Here is a 14,443-nt window from a genome sequence, read left to right as displayed (position 1 = left end):
GAGAATACCATGAAGCAATCCCTGGGGGCCAAGACCCTCCTGTTTCCGGCCCCTGTCCTGATGGTGGGCACCTATGACCGCGAGGGGAAGCCAAATCTGATGAATGCCGCTTGGGGCGGAATCTGTTGTTCCCAGCCCCCGTGCATTGCGGTTTCCTTGCGAAAGGCGACCTATTCCTACGCTTCGATCGTGGAGCGCAAGGCCTTCACCATTGGCATTGCGTCGGAAACCGCCATGAAGGAGGCCGATTACGTCGGCATTGTCTCGGGGCGCGACACGGATAAGTTTGCCGCCACTGGACTTACGCCGGTGAAAAGTGAACTTGTGGACGCCCCCTACGCGGCGGAGTTCCCCTTCGCCCTTGAGTGCCGGCTGCTTCACACCCTGGAAATCGGCCTTCACACCCTGTTCGTCGGCGAAATAGTGGACGTTAAGGCAGACGCGGAAGTGCTCGGCGACGACGGCCTTCCCGACATACTGAAGCTCAAGCCCCTTGTCTTTGACACCGGCCATCGGGGTTACCACGGTGTTGGTCCCCTGCTGGGCAAGGCGTTTGCCGTGGGGAAAGAACTATGAATTTCGCCCAAGGGCTGAAGGGGTAGTTGCCCATGGAATCGCGGGAACACCGGGCGGGAAAACTTCTGCTCCTCGCCTGTGTCATCAGTTTTGTCTGCTTTTTCGGCTCCTACATGAGGATTCCGATTGTCCCTCTCTTTGCCACGTCGCTGGGGGCCGACACGGCGCAGGTGGGACTCATCAACAGCGCGTTCATGCTGATGGCGGGAGCGCTCTCCATTCCCTCGGGACTTGTCTCCGATCGACTGGGGCGACGGATACCGCTCCTGGGGGGGCTGATCCTCCTGGCCGGCTCGTCGTTTCTCCTCTACTGGAGTCGCACTCCCCTGCAGATGGGGGGAATCTATCTCCTCTTCGGCATCGGGCTGTCGGCCTTTTCGCCGACCCTCATGTCGTATGTGGCCGACGTCACCCCGCCGGAGGTGCTGGGCCAGGCCTACGGCTGGTACACGATGGCCCTGTACGGCGGCATGACCCTCGGCCCGGCCGCCGGTGGTTTCCTTGGGACGGCACTGGGGCTTCGGCCGGTCTTTCTCGTGGCGGGGGGGCTGATCTTCGCCATGTTCGTCGTGGCACTCATCTTCCTCCCCGCGCCTTCCACGGACCAGGCCCGCGGCGCTGTCCGTCCCGCCATCCTGCCGGCCCTTACGGGGCTCATGCACAACCGCCGGCTCATCGCCTGCCTCGTCGCAACCCTCGGCACCTGTTTCGGTTTCGGCATGTTCGTCACCTTCATGCCCCTCTATATCCGGAGCCAGGGGATGCATTCGGGACACGTGGGGTTTGTCTTCGCGGCCCAGGCCCTGGCTAACGCCATCTCACGCCTCCCCTCGGGGAAACTGAGCGACCGTGTGGATGACCGGAGTATCCTGGTAATTGGAGGGCTTGCCGTTTTCGCCCTGGCGCTCGCCTCTTTCGGCCTCTGCCGGTCCGTGGTCCCGCTCATGGGGGCCGCGGCGGTCATGGGGATAAGCATGGGGGTCGCCTTCACCGCCGTCTGTGCGCTGATCGCCGATGTGGTGCCCCGGGAGCAGCGGGGGCTCGCCATGGGATGCTACAATACCTGCGTTTATGTCGGGATGATGCTCTGCGCCGCCGGCATGGGGGCGTTAATCCGGGAAGAAGGCTTCCGGATCGGTTTTTTCCTGAATGGCGTGGTGGGGGTGGCGACGTTGCTGCTTTTCGTCACCCTCTACCGGCGGCCCGAGCCGACAGCAGCCTAAAGGAGGTCGAGATGGAGGAAACACTACGTGCCGAGATCGGACGTTTTGTGGCGGAAAGCCCGGAAAACCGCTTCGCTGACGACAGCGGCCCTTACTTCGACGACCCCCTCGTGGGCTTCGCCGCGGCTGACGACCCGCTTTTCACTGACTACAAGCACATCATCGGCGATTTCCACCTGACGCCGACAGAGCTGCTGGATGGGGCGGCAACGGTCATCGTCTGGATCCTGCCGGTCACGGAGGGGACGCGGATGAGCAACCGCCTGGAAAGCCAGTGGCCCTCCCGCAGGTGGGCCCTCACCCGGACCCACGGCGAGGTCCTGAATGGCGCGCTCCGGCGGCATCTGGCGGCGTACCTGGAGGGGATCGGCCACCGGGCGCTTGCCCCCCAATACGCCCCCGCCTGGAAGGAATTCGCCGATACCCCCGTGGGCATTGCCTCCACCTGGTCCGAGCGCCACGCCGCCTACGCGGCCGGACTCGGCACCTTCAGCCTCTCCGACGGCCTCATCACGGCTCGCGGAATTGCCCACCGGGTGGGGAGCGTCATCACTGACCTGGCGCTTCCTCCCTCTCCCCGCACCGCCCCGGACCACCGCCACAACTGCCTCTGGTACCGCGAGGAGACCTGCGGCGTCTGCATCGGCCGCTGCCCCGTGGGGGCCATCAGCTTCGACGGTCACGACAAGTCCCGGTGCCGGGATTACGTCTACGGCGCCGTTCCTGAGGCGGTGGGTGAGCGTTACGGTGTCCCCTATACCGGCTGCGGCCTCTGCCAGACCCGCGTTCCTTGCGAGGCTGCGGTGCCCCGCGGAAGAAAGTAAATTTTTTTCTGGACAAGACGTGGCTGATTAATTAAACATGGAATGAACGTTCATTCTGAATCATCAAGACAAAGAGGTCTACCATGTCGAAACCGGATAAGCGCGAAGAGATTGTTCGCGCGGCCCTTGAGATTATTGCCGAGCACGGCTTCCACGGCGCCCCCATGGCGTTGATTGCCGACAGGGCCGGGGTGGGGGCCGGGACGATCTATCGCTACTTCGAAAACAAGGATGTGCTTATCACGGAACTGTACCGTGAGCTGGAGGAGAGGATCTATCCGGTCATTACCGAAGGGTACTCGGAGGTGAAAGCGTTCCGGGAGCGGTTTCTCCATCTCGGTACGGCGCTGCTCAAATATTTCATCAACAATCCCCTCGATTTCCGCTATCTGGAGCAGTTCCACAACTCACCCTACGGCGTGGCGTTCCGTCGGGACCGGCTCTTGGGAGAAAAGGAAGGGTGCGACGTCTATCGCGAGCTTTTCGATGAAGGGATTGCCCAGCAGGTCCTTAAGGATGTTCCCCTGCCAATCCACTTTGCCCTGGCCTTCGGTCCGCTTCTTTCCGTGGCTCGGGACCACATTCTCGGGTTCATCACGCTGGACGATCTCATTATCGCCCGAACCATCGAGGCATGCTGGGACGCGGTCAGAAGATAGTGCCAAGTTCTCGAATGAATATTCATTCAATTTTCCGTGAAGAGGTGTCTATGCAAGCCATGTACAGAACACGACTGATTACCGTTACGGGGCTCCTTGCCATCGGGATGATGGTGGCCGGATGCGGCAAGAAATCCAACGGCGCCCCTCCTCCCAGTGGTCCCCCCGAAGTGGGAGTGGTTACGATTCAGCCCCAACGGGTTGAGCTGACGACTGAATTGCCGGGCCGCACCTCGCCTCACCTGATCGCCGAGGTTCGTCCCCAGGTCAGCGGCATCATCCAGAAACGCCTGTTCACCGAGGGGTCCGACGTGAAGGCGGGTCAGGTTCTGTACCAGATTGACCCCTCCACCTATCAGGCGGCCTTTGCCAGCGCCAAGGCGACCCTTGCCCGGACAGAAGCCAACCTCATCCCGGCGCGCCTCAAGGAAGAGCGCTTCCGTGATCTGGTGAAGATCAAGGCCGTGAGCCAGCAGGACTATGATGACGCTAACGCCGCCCTCAAACAGGCCGAGGCCGATGTGGCATCCGCCAAGGCATCGGTGGAGACCGCCCGCATCAACCTGGGCTATACGAAGGTGACCGCACCCATCTCCGGCCGGATTGGCCGTTCCACCGTGACCGACGGGGCGTTGGTGACCGCCAGCCAGGCGGCTCCACTGGCCACCATCCAGCAGCTCAGTTCCATGTATGTGGATGTCACCCAGTCCAGCGCCGAGCTCCTGAAGCTGAAGCAGAACCTGGCCAGCGGACTGATGAAACACGACGGTGCCGCCCAGGCGCGGGTCAAGCTTCTGCTGGAGGACGGCAGCCCCTATCCGCTGTCGGGAACCCTGAAGTTCTCGGAAGTCACCGTTGATCAGAGCACCGGTTCCATCACCCTGCGGGCGGTCTTCCCGAACCCGAAGCAGACCCTCCTGCCGGGGATGTTCGTGCGTGCCATCGTTGAAGATGGCGTCAGCGAACAGGCGATTCTGGTCCCCCAGCGGGGCGTCACACGCAACCCGAAGGGCGATGCCACGACTCTGGTGGTGGGGGCCGAGAACAAGGTGGAGTCGCGGGTCATCAAGGTCGCCCGGACCGTTGGGGACAACTGGCTGGTGAGCGACGGGCTCAAGGCCGGTGATCGGGTCATCCTGGAAGGAATCCAGCGGGCAAAGCCGGGCACGCCGGTCAAGGCGGTGCCGTTCGGAGCAAAGCCGGAGGCGGCGCCCGCCGCACCGGCTGGGAAAAACTGACTTGAAAATCCACCACAGAGACACGGAGGCACAGAGAAAACCATTCAGGTTTCGAAGGGTCCTCTAGCCTTTCTCTGTGCCTCCGTGTCTCTGTGGTAATGGATTTTCGCTTTTCAAAGATTTAAAGGAGCTCTTCCATGTCCCGCTTTTTCATAAACCGACCCATCTTTGCCTGGGTAATCGCCATCATGGTCATGCTGGCCGGCCTCCTGGCCATCAAGACCCTGCCGGTCTCCCAGTATCCTCCCATCGCGCCGCCACAGATCACCATCAACGCCATGTATCCCGGCGCCTCGGCCCAGACGGTGCAGGATACGGTGACCCAGGTGATCGAGCAGAAGCTGAACGGCATCGACAACCTGATCTACATGTCCTCCACCAGCGACTCGGCCGGTGCCGTGGCCATTAACCTGACCTTTAAGGCCGGCACCGACCCGAACATCGCCCAGGTGCAGGTGCAGAACAAGCTGCAGCTCGCCACGCCGCTCCTCCCCCAGATCGTCCAGAGGCAGGGAATCCAGGTGGTCAAGTCCACCAGGAACTTCCTGATGATTATCGGCCTGGTGTCGGAAGACGGCTCCATGGACCGTCCGGCCCTGACGGACTATATGGTTGCCAACGTCCAGGACGTCATCAGCAGGACGGAAGGGGTCGGCGAGGTGACGGTCTTCGGCTCCCAGAACGCCATGCGGATCTGGCTGAACCCCGCCAAGCTGAACAACTACCACCTCACCACCAACGACGTCATTGCGGCGGTGCAGGCCCAGAACGCCCAGGTCTCGGCCGGCCAGTTCGGCGGGAACCCGGCGCCTCAGGGACAGCAGCTTAACGCTACCATCACGGCCCGCACCCTCCTCCAGACCCCGGAGCAGTTCAACGCCATCATTCTGAGGACCAACCCTGACGGTTCCACGGTCAAACTGAAGGATGTGGCCGAATGTAAAATCGGCACCGAGAATTACGATATTGAAGCCCGATACAAGGGAAAACCGCTGGGTGGGATGGCCCTGCGCCTGGCCGCCGGCGCCAACGCCCTGGACACCGCCAATCGGGTAAAAGCGAAGATGGCGGAGCTGTCGAAATACTTCCCTGCCGGCATGGAGGTTGTCTACCCCTACGACACCACCCCCTTCGTCAAGATCTCCATTGAAGAGGTGGTCCAGACCCTGATCGAGGCGGTATTCCTCGTCTTCATTATCATGTTTCTCTTCCTGCAGAACATCCGTGCCACCTTGATCCCCACCATTGCCGTCCCGGTTGTTCTGCTCGGCACCATGGGGGTGCTGTCGGCCGCGGGCTTCTCCATCAACACCCTGACCATGTTCGCCCTGGTAATCGTCATCGGCCTCCTGGTGGACGACGCAATCGTCGTGGTCGAGAACGTGGAGCGGATCATGTCCGAGGAGGGGCTCTCGCCCCACGATGCCACCGTCAAATCCATGGGCCAGATCACCAGTGCCCTCTGGGGGATTGCCACCGTTCTCTCGGCGGTTTTCCTTCCCATGGCCTTCTTCGGCGGTTCCACCGGCGTCATCTACCGCCAGTTCTCCATCACCATCATCTCCGCCATGATCCTTTCGGTGCTGACGGCCCAGATCCTCACTCCGGCCCTCTGTTCTACCCTGCTCAAGCCGGTTGAAGCGGGGCATGAGGCGTGCGAGAGCGGCTGGTATTGCGGTTTCTTCCGCTGGTTCAACAAATGCTTCAACTGGTGCAGGGGCAAATACGAAGGGATCGTCGGCCGTTCATTCGGCAAGCCGGTGCGCTACCTGGTGGTGTACGGAGCCATCGTTGCGGCCATGGCGTTCTTCTTCACGCGCCTTCCCACCGCGTTCCTCCCCGACGAGGACCAGGGGTTCATTATCTGCCAGATCCAGCTCCCTGCCGGGGCTACCCAGGAACGGACGATCAAGGTGATCGAGCAGCTTGAGCACCATTTTCTGGAGAAGGAGAAGAAGTCGGTGGAGGCGATTATCACCGTTGCCGGATTCAGTTTCGCCGGCCGGGGTCAGAACATGGGGCTCGCCTTTGTCAGGCTCAAGGACTGGAAGCTGCGCCCGACCCCCGACCTGAAGGCGCCAGCCGTTGCCGGCCGGGCCATGAAGGCCTTCTCGCAGATCCGTGACGGCCTCGCCTTTGCCTTTTCACCGCCGGCGGTTGTGGAGCTGGGGCAGGCCAACGGCTTCGACTTCCAGTTGCAGGACCGTGCCGGCCTTGGCCATGAGAAGCTGATGGAGGCCCGCAACCAGCTCCTCGGCATGGCCATGAAGAACCAGAAGCTCATAGCGGTGCGCCCCAACGGGCAGGATGACTCACCCCAGTTCAAGCTCGACATCGACGATGTGCGGGCCGGTGCCCTGGGGGTTTCCCTGGCCGATGTCAACAGCGTGCTGGCCACGGCCTGGGGGAGCTCCTACGTCAACGACTTCATTGAGAACGGCCGGGTGAAAAAAGTCTATCTCCAGTCCGATCCGAAGTCCCGGATGCTGCCGGAGGATATCAACAGCTGGTACGTCAGCAACAAGAGCGGCGAAATGGTGCCGTTCTCCGCCTTCGCCACCGCCCACTGGCAGTACGGCTCGCCCCGCCTGGAGCGCTATAACGGGATTCCGTCCGTGGAGATCATGGGGCAGGCCGCGCCCGGCGTGAGCACCGGCGAGGCCATGGCCGAGATGGAGAAGATGGCGGCCCAGCTTCCGACCGGCATCGGTTACGAGTGGACTGGCCTCTCCTATGAGGAAAAACAGGCCGGCAAACAGGCCCCGGCCCTCTACGCCATCTCGCTCCTGGTGGTGTTCCTTTCGGTGGCGGCCCTCTATGAGAGCTGGACCATCCCCTTCGTCAACCTGTTGATGCTTCCGCTGGGCCTGGTGGGGGCGGTTACCGCGGTGAAGCTGCGGATGCTCCCCAATGACGTCTATCTCCAGATCGGTCTCCTGACGACCGTGGGTCTGTCGACCAAGAACGCCATCCTGATCATCCAGTTCATCAAGGAGCAGATGCACCAGGGGCATGAACTGGTGGAGGCGACCCTGGCGGCGGTGAAGATACGGCTGCGGCCGGTCATAATGACCTCACTGGCCTTCTTCTTCGGTACCCTGCCGCTGGCCCTCACCAAGGGGGCCGGGGCCGCGGCCCAGAACGCCATCGGCACCGCCGTGACCGGGGGGCTGCTTTCGGCCACCTTTATCGACCTGATCTTCATTCCGTTCTTCTTTGTGATGGTGTCGAAAGTCTTTGCCAGAAAGAAGCAGCCTTCCGTACAGCCGGCCGCTGAAGCAGCATCGGAGGTGAATTGAATATGAACCTGACAAACCCTTTAGAAATAACACAGAGACACAGAGATACAGAGAAAACCATGGAGTATGGTTTGATTGATTCTAATGGTGCGGCTGAATCCAAGAACTCTACCAGTAAGAGTCTCGTGACTGGTTTTTTCTCAGTGTCTCAGTGCCTCTGTGTTTCAGCATTAATTATGACCCTGGCCGGCTGCACCACCATGGCCCCCAAATATGAGCGTCCCGCCGCACCCGTTCCGGCTGCATGGCCGGAAGGCCCGGCGTACCAGGAGACTGCTGTCAAGTCCGGGAAGCCGGTAGCCGACATCCCGTGGCAGGAGTTCTTCGTGGACGAGAAACTGCGGAAACTGATCACCCTGGCCCTGGAGAACAACCGGGACCTGCGGGTCGCTGCCCTCAACATCGAGCGCTCCCAGGCCCAGTACCGGATCCGGCGCTCCGACCTCTTCCCGAAGATCGACGCCACCGCCGACGGCAGCGTCCAGAGAATTCCCAAGGATCTCTCTTCTACCGGCCAGGCCCAGACCGTTGACCAGTACAGCGTCGGCCTCGGCGTCAGCTCCTATGAGTTGGACCTTTTCGGCCGGGTCCAAAGCCTCAAGGACCAGGCCCTGGAGCAGTTTCTGGCCACGGAACAGGCCCGCCGCAGCGTGCAGATCAGCCTGGTGGCCGAGGTGGCCTCCAATTACCTGACCCTGGCCGCCGACCGGGAGCGGCTGAAGCTGGCTCAGGATACGCTGGCGAGCCAGCAGTCGTCCTACAACCTCACCAAGAGTCGTTTCGAGGCCGGTGTCTCCTCGGCCCTCGATCTTAACCAGGCCCGGACCAGCGTGGAGTCGGCCCGGGTGGATATCGCCCGCTTCACCACGCTGATAGCCCAGGACGTGAATGCCCTCAATCTCGTGGTTGGATCGCCGGTATCGACGGAGATCCTCCCTGCGGCCCTCAGCGAGAACCTTACCGCCATGAAGGATGTGACGCCGGGGCTGCCGTCCGACGTGCTGCTGCGGCGTCCCGACATTCTCCAGGCCGAAAACCTCCTGAAGGGTTCCAACGCGAACATCGGCGCGGCCCGGGCAAACTTCTTCCCCCGCATTACCCTGGTTTCCAATGTCGGCTTCGGGAGCGACGAGTTGACAGGGCTCTTTAAGGGAGATGCCTTCACCTGGAGTTTCGCCCCCCGCATCACCCTCCCCATCTTCACCGCAGGAGCGAACCAGGCCACCCTCAAGGTGGCTGAAGTGGACAGGGACATCGCCGTTGCCCAGTATGAGAAGGCGATCCAGACCGCCTTCCGGGAGGTGGCCGATGCCCTGGCCCAGCGAGGAACCATCGATGATCAGCTGTCGGCCCAGCAGTCCCTCACCGACGCCACTTCCGAGAGCTACCGCCTCTCCCAGGCGCGGTACGAAAAGGGAGTCGACAGCTACCTGCAGGTGCTCGATTCCCAGCGTGCCCTCTACGGCGCCCAGCAGAACCTGATCGGTGTCCGCCTTGTCCGCCTCCTCAATGTGGCGACTCTCTACAAGGTCCTGGGGGGCGGCGCCCCCGAGTAAGAGAAATAGTTGTCTGGGGCCGTGCCTGTCGCTTTCGTGCCATCGAGGGCGACAGTGCGGATCCGCCTCCCAGACGATTACTACGAAAACCTCAAAGGGATAGACGAAAGCCTGCGGGAATTTTTCTGAGGGGAAAGGGGACGTTACAGGGGCATTCCGAGTCGGCGCATCTTCTCCACCAGGGTGGTGCGGTTCAGATTCAGCAGCGCCGCGGCCCGGGCCTTGACCCCGTCGGTGAGGGCCAGGGCGTCGGTGATCATGCTCCGCTCGATTTCGGCGATCACTTTCACGAGGTCGACACCCCGCTCGGTGACCCGGGTGAGGGATTCCTCGCGGATGTTGGGTGGAAGGTCGTGGAGGGTGATGGTGTCTGCCTCGGTGAGGGCCACGACCCGCTCCATGACGTTCTCCAGCTCCCGCACGTTTCCTCCCCAGCGATACCCTTCCAATGCCTCCACCGCTTCCGTGGTGAGGGCCATCCGCCGGCGCTGCATCTCCTTGCAGTACTTGGCGAGAAAGTGCTTCGCCAGGGGGAGAATGTCCTCGACCCGGTCCCGGAGCGGCGGCAGGCTCAGGGGGATGACGTTGAGCCGGTAGTAGAGGTCTTCACGGAAGGTCCCCTTCTTCACCTCCTCGGCCAGATCCAGATTGGTGGCCGAGACGATCCGTACGTCGATCTTGATGGGACGGGTGGAGCCGACCCGTTCCACCTCCTGTTCCTGGAGAACCCGCAGGAGCTTTGTCTGGAGCTGCAGCGGCATGGTTCCGATCTCGTCCAGGAAGATGGTGCCGCCGTTTGCCGCCTCGAACTTGCCGATCTTGTCCCTCACCGCGCCGGTGAAAGCCCCCTTCATGTAGCCGAACAGTTCCGACTCCAGGAGATTCTCCGGTATGGCGCCGCAGTGGACGGCGATGAACGGCCGATCGCGCCGTGAACCGTTGAAGTGGATCGCCTTGGCCACGATCTCCTTGCCGGTCCCCGATTCGCCGGTGATGAGGACCGTGGAGTCGGTCTTGACGATCCGCTTCATGAGGGCGAAGACCTGCTGCATGGCCGGCGAGGCGCCGATGATGTTGGCGAACTCGAATTTGTCCCGGAGTTGTTTCTTGAGGTAGACGTTTTCGGAGAGGAGCTGGTGCTTCTCGACCGCCTTGGCGATGATGATCCTGAGCTCGTCGATGTTGAGGGGCTTGGTGATATAGTCGTAGGCCCCCTCCTTCATGGCCCGCACGGCGGTTTCGGCGGAGGCGTGGCCGGTGATGAGGATCACCTCGGTGAAGGGAGAGTCGCGCTTGACGCTCTTGAGGATGTCGATGCCATTGGTGTCGGGAAGGAAGAGATCGGTGATGATGATGTCGAACTTATCCCGAGCGAGGTGCTGGGCCGCTTCCCTCCCCGATGCCGCCCCCGTAACGTGGTGGCCGGCGTTCCTGAGGATGAGAGTGAGAGCTTCGCGCCCCGATTCTTCGTCATCGATGAGGAGGATGCGGGTCCGTTCTTTCATTGGTGCCTCCCGTGAGCAGGTTTGATACATAGCACCAATGGGCCGCCCTTGGCAAGCCTCCCGTCGCGTTGACTGCCGCGCCGCACCGGGTATACTGTGAGAGTATGCCTCGGATAATCGCGCTCTGCATCCTCGTTTGCTGTCTGTTGCCAGGTACCGTATCCATCGGCGCCCCTCCTCCCAATTCGGCGACGGTGCGGGTGCTGGGCGTCCGTTCGGCCATCAATCCCGTCACCGCCTCGTTTCTCAAGCGGAACCTCGACAGCGCCGCCCGCAGGGGAGACCGCCTCGTCCTCCTGGAGATGGATACCCCCGGCGGCCTCGACACCGCCATGCGGGAGATAGTGAAGGACGTCCTTGGGAGCCCCGTGCCGGTGGCGGTCCACGTGGCACCGTCGGGTGCCAGGGCCGCATCGGCTGGCGCCATCATCTGCCTGGCGGCCGACATCTGCGCCATGGCGCCCGGAACCACTATCGGCGCTGCCCACCCCGTCTCCATCGGCGAAAAGCAGGACAAGGTCATGGAAGAGAAGGTGGTGAACGATGCCGAGGCCTACGCCGAGGGGCTCGCGAATCGTCGGGGGAGAAACGCCGCCGTGGCGCGGCGGATGGTGCGGGAGAGCCTGTCGCTCTCCGCCGAGAAGGCTCTTGAAGAGAACGTGGTAGATCTGATCGCCGCCGATCGTGCCTCGCTCCTGGCCCAACTGGAGGGACACCGGGTGGCCCGCCCCGGCGGAGACGTGGTCCTCAGGCTTGCCGGCGCCGCTGTCCGGGAGGAGCCGATGACGGCGCGGGAGCGGATTCTCGATGCCATCGGCAATCCCAACGTGGCCTACATCCTGATGATGCTTGGGTTCCTCGGGATCTTTTTCGAGCTCTCCAATCCGGGGGTGATCCTTCCCGGCGTGATCGGCGGCATCTCCCTCATCCTCGCCTTCTTCGCCTTTCAGACCCTGCCGGTGAACTACGCCGGCGTGCTCCTCATCATCCTCGCGCTCATCCTGTTCATCGCCGAGATCAAGATCGTTTCCCACGGAATGCTGACGGTCGGAGGGGTGATCGCCATGGTACTCGGGTCGCTGTTGCTGTTCGAATCGCCGGAGCCCTATCTCCGGGTATCGTGGCAGGTCATCGCCATCACGGTGATCGCCGTCTCCGCCTTCTCCGTCTTTGCCGTCACCATGGCGGTCAGGGCCCACCGCCGTAAACCCACCACCGGCGGAGAGGGGCTCCTGGGGGAGAGCGGCAAGGCCCTTTCCGCCATTGCCCCCGAGGGGAGGGTCTTCATCCACGGCGAGTACTGGGACGCCTGGAGCGACGAGCCCCTGGCCGAGGGGGACCGGGTGACGGTGGTGGCGGTTGAAGGGATGCGGGTTAAGGTCAGAAAGACCGGGGACCGGTGATCGGGGACCGGGAAAGGCCTTTAGGCAAGGACTGCCATGTGATGCTGCCATTATTGCGTAATTCCGTCCCTTGATCTTGATTTCGATTTTTGCCGGTCCCCGGTCCCGGGTCCCGGCCTCAACAGGAGGCTTCCATGTTCGACATCTTCAACTACGTGCCGGTGATCTTCATCCTCATCCTGCTGATCATGTTCGCGGCCAGCGCCGTCCGGGTCCTCCCCGAATACGAGCGGGGGGTCCTCTTCCGCCTCGGTCGGCTGGCGGGCTCCCGGGGGCCGGGGCTCTTCTTCATCATCCCGGGGATCGACAAGCTGGTACGGGTGTCGCTGCGAACCGTGGCCCTGGATGTCCCGCCCCAGGATGTCATCACCCACGACAACGTGACGGTGAAGGTGTCGGCGGTCATCTACTTCCGGGTCATGGAGCCCCAGAAGGCCATTGTGGAAGTGGAGAACTACCTCTACGCCACCAGCCAGCTGGCCCAGACCACCCTGCGGAGCGTCCTGGGGCAGGTGGAGCTGGACGAGCTTCTGGCCAACCGGGAGAAGATCAACAAGGAGCTCCAGGAGATCCTCGACCGGCACACGGGGCCGTGGGGGGTGAAGGTGACCGCCGTGGAGGTGAAGAACATCGACCTCCCCCAGGAGATGCTCCGGGCCATTGCCAAGCAGGCCGAGGCGGAGCGGGAGCGGCGCGCCAAGGTCATCCATGCCGACGGCGAATTCCAGGCGTCGGAGAAGCTGGCCCAGGCGGCGAAGATCCTGGCCGCCGAGCCCACGTCGCTGCAGCTGCGCTACCTCCAGACCCTGACCGAGGTGGCGGCCGAGAAAAATTCAACCACCATCTTCCCGGTACCCATTGACCTTATCAAGATGTTCCTGGACAAGGCAGGGGACAAGAAGGAATAAGAGCATTGGGATGGAGTAACAGAAAAAAGGCCGCCTCCGGATATCGAGGGCGGCCTTTCTCTGTTACGAAAACGAAGCTGCGGTTACTTGGCGAGGATCTCGACCTTCCCCTTCTTCTTCAACTCTTCCACGTACTCGCCGATCCCCGCCTGCACCTTCTGCTGGGTGAGGAACTGGACGATCCGTTCCTTTGCCTCTTCAAAGGGGACGGTTTCGGCCTCCTTCTTCTCGGCCAGCTTGATGATGTGGTAGCCGAACTGGGTTTCCACCACGTCGCTCACCTCGCCCGGCTTGAGAGCAAAGGAGGCCTTCTCGAATTCGGGAACCATCTGCCCCTTGCCGAAGAAGCCCAGATCACCCCCCCTGGCGGAGCTGGGGCAGGAGGATTCCTTCTTGGCCAGTTCGGCGAAATCGGCCCCCCCCTTCAGTTGCTTGAGCAGTGCCTCTGCCTTCTCCTTGGCCTTTTTCTTCTCTTCCTCTGATGCCTTCTGATCCGCGGCAACGAGAATGTGGCTGGCGCGGACCGACTCCTCCCGGCGGAACTTGTCCTTGTTGTCGTTGTAGAATTTCTTCGCCTCGTCGTCACTGACCTTGGTGTTGGCGACGATTTTCGTCTCGATCAGGTTGCCGATGACCATGTCCTCCCTGGTGAAGGTCTCGACCTCCTTTTCGGTCATGTCCATCTCTTTCAGGGCCTTCTCGTAGTCGGCCTGGGACTTGAAGCGGGCCTTGTGCTCGGCCACCTTTTCCTGGATCTTCTTGTCCAGATCCTTGATCTCCTGCTTCTTGCCGGCCTGGAAGAGGAGTTCCTTGGCGATGAGCTGGTTGAGGGCCGCTTCTTCCACCTTCTTCGACATCTCGTCGTTCATGGCGGCACCCGCCATTTGGTTCCGGGAGAGGATGATCTTCTTCGCCCGTTCCAGTTCGGCTTTGGTGATGTCGACGCCGTTCACCCGGGCGACCGCCGTCGTGGCAGACGGGGCCTCGCCTGCCTTCGCGTCCGCCTTGGCCGCGGGGGCAGCGTTCGCCCCGGCAGTGCCGGCAAGAAGGGCGATCGCCGAGAGGGCGATGATCTGTCTGCGGGCTGTCTTGAATACGTTCATGCGGTGTTATCTCCTTGGCTGAAATGAAAGCACGATAAATCGTACCACCCCTTGACGGGGTTGTTAAGGGTAAATTTTACTGTCTCCGAGCGGTTTTGCAATCAGGTAAAACAAAAGTTTATTCTTGACAACAAATGTTCGATTTGTTT

At 61.9% G+C, this 14,443-nt stretch carries 11 protein-coding genes; 9 read left to right on the top strand and 2 right to left on the bottom strand.

Going from position 1 to position 14,443, the window contains the following annotated elements; all coding sequences use genetic code 11:
- Window positions 1-9 precede the first annotated feature (9 nt).
- The 7 genes from KI811_RS02455 (at window position 10) to adeC (ending at window position 9,375) form a co-directional block, all read left to right on the top strand.
- Window positions 10-576, top strand: coding sequence for a flavin reductase family protein (locus tag KI811_RS02455; protein WP_214184900.1), 567 nt, complete (start codon window positions 10-12; stop codon window positions 574-576).
- Window positions 577-608: 32 nt separating this feature from the next.
- Window positions 609-1,799, top strand: coding sequence for an MFS transporter (locus tag KI811_RS02450; RefSeq protein ID WP_214184899.1), 1,191 nt, complete (start codon window positions 609-611; stop codon window positions 1,797-1,799).
- Between the two features lie 11 nt (window positions 1,800-1,810).
- The gene (locus KI811_RS02445; RefSeq protein WP_214184898.1) at window positions 1,811-2,623 is read left to right on the top strand and encodes an epoxyqueuosine reductase; all 813 of its coding nucleotides are present in this window, start codon (window positions 1,811-1,813) and stop codon (window positions 2,621-2,623) included.
- Between the two features lie 83 nt (window positions 2,624-2,706).
- Entirely contained in the window at window positions 2,707-3,282 is a 576-nt protein-coding gene (locus KI811_RS02440) for a TetR/AcrR family transcriptional regulator (protein WP_214184897.1), read from the top strand.
- Between the two features lie 50 nt (window positions 3,283-3,332).
- Window positions 3,333-4,520: an efflux RND transporter periplasmic adaptor subunit gene (locus tag KI811_RS02435; RefSeq protein WP_214184896.1), complete on the top strand. Its 1,188-nt coding sequence runs from the start codon at window positions 3,333-3,335 to the stop codon at window positions 4,518-4,520.
- Window positions 4,521-4,657: 137 nt separating this feature from the next.
- Window positions 4,658-7,819 (top strand): efflux RND transporter permease subunit, encoded by a 3,162-nt coding sequence (locus KI811_RS02430; protein WP_214184895.1) that lies wholly within the window; start codon window positions 4,658-4,660, stop codon window positions 7,817-7,819.
- Between the two features lie 176 nt (window positions 7,820-7,995).
- Window positions 7,996-9,375 (top strand): AdeC/AdeK/OprM family multidrug efflux complex outer membrane factor, encoded by a 1,380-nt coding sequence (gene adeC / locus KI811_RS02425; RefSeq protein WP_214184894.1) that lies wholly within the window; start codon window positions 7,996-7,998, stop codon window positions 9,373-9,375.
- A gap of 143 nt (window positions 9,376-9,518) precedes the next feature.
- Here adeC and KI811_RS02420 read toward each other — a convergent pair whose 3' ends face one another.
- Complete coding sequence (locus KI811_RS02420; protein ID WP_214184893.1) at window positions 9,519-10,880, bottom strand: sigma-54-dependent transcriptional regulator; 1,362 nt, start codon at window positions 10,878-10,880, stop codon at window positions 9,519-9,521.
- A gap of 104 nt (window positions 10,881-10,984) precedes the next feature.
- Here KI811_RS02420 and KI811_RS02415 point away from each other — a divergent pair, with 104 nt between their 5' ends.
- Together KI811_RS02415 and KI811_RS02410 are read left to right on the top strand one after the other, a co-directional pair.
- Window positions 10,985-12,283: an NfeD family protein gene (locus KI811_RS02415; protein ID WP_214184892.1), complete on the top strand. Its 1,299-nt coding sequence runs from the start codon at window positions 10,985-10,987 to the stop codon at window positions 12,281-12,283.
- A 134-nt stretch (window positions 12,284-12,417) separates the two neighbouring features.
- Window positions 12,418-13,191, top strand: coding sequence for a slipin family protein (locus tag KI811_RS02410; protein ID WP_214184891.1), 774 nt, complete (start codon window positions 12,418-12,420; stop codon window positions 13,189-13,191).
- Window positions 13,192-13,274: 83 nt separating this feature from the next.
- Here the strand turns inward: KI811_RS02410 and KI811_RS02405 are convergent, their stop codons facing one another.
- Window positions 13,275-14,294 carry a peptidylprolyl isomerase gene (locus KI811_RS02405; RefSeq protein ID WP_214184890.1) on the bottom strand — a complete coding sequence of 340 codons (1,020 nt, stop codon included), beginning with the start codon at window positions 14,292-14,294 and terminating at the stop codon, window positions 13,275-13,277.
- Between the last annotated feature and the right edge of the window lie 149 nt (window positions 14,295-14,443).

Origin of the sequence: Geobacter hydrogenophilus, from assembly GCF_018501225.1 — a bacterium.
Taxonomy (GTDB): domain Bacteria; phylum Desulfobacterota; class Desulfuromonadia; order Geobacterales; family Geobacteraceae; genus Geobacter; species Geobacter hydrogenophilus.
The sequence above is the reverse complement of the archived record's forward strand: the minus strand, read 5'-3'. Positions and strand labels throughout refer to the sequence as shown.

What these genes read in the sequence shown, in the direction of transcription:
- KI811_RS02455 (WP_214184900.1), top strand. Translation starts at nt 10, where the DNA reads ATGAAGCAATCCCTGGGGGCCAAGACCCTCCTGTTTCCGGCCCCTGTC.
- KI811_RS02450 (WP_214184899.1), top strand. Translation starts at nt 609, where the DNA reads ATGGAATCGCGGGAACACCGGGCGGGAAAACTTCTGCTCCTCGCCTGT.
- KI811_RS02445 (WP_214184898.1), top strand. Translation starts at nt 1,811, where the DNA reads ATGGAGGAAACACTACGTGCCGAGATCGGACGTTTTGTGGCGGAAAGC.
- KI811_RS02440 (WP_214184897.1), top strand. Translation starts at nt 2,707, where the DNA reads ATGTCGAAACCGGATAAGCGCGAAGAGATTGTTCGCGCGGCCCTTGAG.
- KI811_RS02435 (WP_214184896.1), top strand. Translation starts at nt 3,333, where the DNA reads ATGCAAGCCATGTACAGAACACGACTGATTACCGTTACGGGGCTCCTT.
- KI811_RS02430 (WP_214184895.1), top strand. Translation starts at nt 4,658, where the DNA reads ATGTCCCGCTTTTTCATAAACCGACCCATCTTTGCCTGGGTAATCGCC.
- adeC (WP_214184894.1), top strand. Translation starts at nt 7,996, where the DNA reads ATGACCCTGGCCGGCTGCACCACCATGGCCCCCAAATATGAGCGTCCC.
- KI811_RS02420 (WP_214184893.1), bottom strand. Translation starts at nt 10,880, where the DNA reads ATGAAAGAACGGACCCGCATCCTCCTCATCGATGACGAAGAATCGGGG.
- KI811_RS02415 (WP_214184892.1), top strand. Translation starts at nt 10,985, where the DNA reads ATGCCTCGGATAATCGCGCTCTGCATCCTCGTTTGCTGTCTGTTGCCA.
- KI811_RS02410 (WP_214184891.1), top strand. Translation starts at nt 12,418, where the DNA reads ATGTTCGACATCTTCAACTACGTGCCGGTGATCTTCATCCTCATCCTG.
- KI811_RS02405 (WP_214184890.1), bottom strand. Translation starts at nt 14,294, where the DNA reads ATGAACGTATTCAAGACAGCCCGCAGACAGATCATCGCCCTCTCGGCG.